This is a genomic window from Deinococcus rhizophilus, assembly GCF_030271215.1.
Classification (GTDB): domain Bacteria; phylum Deinococcota; class Deinococci; order Deinococcales; family Deinococcaceae; genus Deinococcus; species Deinococcus rhizophilus.
Genome location: NZ_JASNGB010000309.1, coordinates 1 through 1704 on the forward strand (window position 1 = coordinate 1; position 1704 = coordinate 1704).

Annotated in this window: 2 protein-coding genes; one reads left to right on the forward strand and one right to left on the reverse strand. The window is 72.3% G+C overall.

All coding sequences use genetic code 11. The annotated features are described in order from the left end of the window. Positions 1 to 45 precede the first annotated feature (45 nt). On the forward strand, positions 46 to 651 hold the full coding sequence (locus QOL99_RS16890) for a hypothetical protein (RefSeq protein ID WP_285525543.1): 606 nt from the start codon (positions 46 to 48) through the stop codon (positions 649 to 651). Between the two features lie 135 nt (positions 652 to 786). Here QOL99_RS16890 and QOL99_RS16895 read toward each other — a convergent pair. Further along, on the reverse strand, positions 787 to 1704 hold a 918-nt coding region (locus QOL99_RS16895; RefSeq protein ID WP_285525545.1), incomplete at its 5' end, for a class I SAM-dependent methyltransferase.

Consider the following 1704-nt stretch of genomic DNA (forward strand, 5'->3'; position numbering starts at 1 on the left):
AGGAAGCCGTGCTGGACGTGCTTTTCTAAAACTGAAAGATGTCAGATGACCAACTTCCAACGGCTTTTTCCCGGTCCTCTGCTGCTGCTCGCCGCCTGCGCCCCCGCTGCGGCCCCCGGGGCCGAACCCACGGCCCTGGGTGCCGAACAGACCCAGGCCCTGTGCGCTGGCCACCCCCGGGTGGGCGACCGGGGCCTGCTGCTGTGGGGGCCGCCGGACGAGGAAACCTCGCTGCCCGGTCCCTACGCGGTGACCTGCCCGGACGTGACGCTGACGCACTCGGGGACCGAGGTCACCGTGCGGGCGGCGACCCTGCCGGGCGCCCTGGCCTATTTTTCCGAGGACGCCTTCCTGCTGGCCTACTACGCTGACCTGCGGGTGCGTCTGCCCGAGCCGGGTGTGGTGAGCGCCGACGCCCCGGACGATCTGCCGGAGAACCTGCGCGACGAGATCGCCGGGATAGAGGTCAGCGTCAGCGTGCCGGGCGGTGCCCCGCAGCCCCTGCTGAGGGCCGGGCGGCTCACGCCCCTGCGCTTTGACGCGGCGCTGCCGCTGACGGTGCAGATCAGGACCCGCCGCACGGTCAACCCCTGGCCGACGGTGCAGCTCAACCCCCGGTCGGGGACGGTGCGGGCCACGCTGGGACGCTAGCTCATACGGTTCCCGTCCAATCCGTTCTCAAATCGGGAGAGCGCCGATTTGAGAACTCCTCTCCCGGCAACCGTTCTTTCCTGCTCGCTCTGCTCGGATCGAACAGTTTGTGTAACTGTTCAATTGGAATCCGTATCATCCCACCCGCGTCACCGCCAGCACCTTGAAGCCCCCCTCACGCCGCAGCTCGCGCACCGGGCCGAGGGCGCCCATCGCCGCCTCGTAGGGCAGCGGTTCGTTGGCGACGGCGTAGAGGGTGCCGCCGGGATTCAGGCGCCGGGCGGCCGCCGCGATGAACTCGCGGGCCACGTCCAGCACGACCCCCCGGCCCACGTGAAAGGGCGGGTTGGTGAGCACCACGTCGAAGGTGCGCTCCTCCAGCGCGGCGTCCACGTCGCTGTGCAGCACCTCGCCGGGCAGCCCGTTCGCGGCGAGGGTAGCTTCCGCACTCCGCACGCTCTGGAGGTCGCCGTCCACCAGGGTCACGGCGGCTCCCCGCTGCGCGGCCCACGCCCCGATCAGCCCGGTGCCGCACCCCAGGTCCAGCACCCGCCGTCCGCTCAGGTCGAGGTCCTGAAGGGTGCCCAGCAGCAGCGAGGTGGCCCGGTCGGGTTTCGCCGCGCTGAACACGCCCGGCAGCCCGACGACGCGCAGCCCGCCCAGTTCGTAGCCTTCCGGCTCGGGAAAGGCGGGGGTGGGGCCGGGACGGCGCACCAGGCGGCCCACCCGCATCCCACCGTCGCGGGCGATCGTCTCGCCGCTGCCGAAGGCGCTTCCGGCCGCGCGGACATAGCGGTCGTAGCCCTTGTCCCGGTCCCCGGCCAGGTAGAGGGTCCCGCCGGGCGGCGTGCAGGCGTGGGCCCAGGCCACCTGCGCGAGCGCGTAGGCATTGCCCCGGTCGCCCGACAGCACGAGGGTCACGGTGCGCGGACGCTGGGGCCACTTCTCCCGCAGGTCGTCGCCGGGAACGGCGGCGCTGCAGTCGAGTCCGGCTTCCCGCAGGGCGGCCAGCGCGGCGGCCGAGCCCTCCACCGCCCGCAGGGTCACGCCGGG

Bases quoted from the DNA above. Each gene is read 5' to 3' on its own strand.
- QOL99_RS16890 (WP_285525543.1), top strand. From the start codon at position 46: ATGACCAACTTCCAACGGCTTTTTCCCGGTCCTCTGCTGCTGCTCGCC.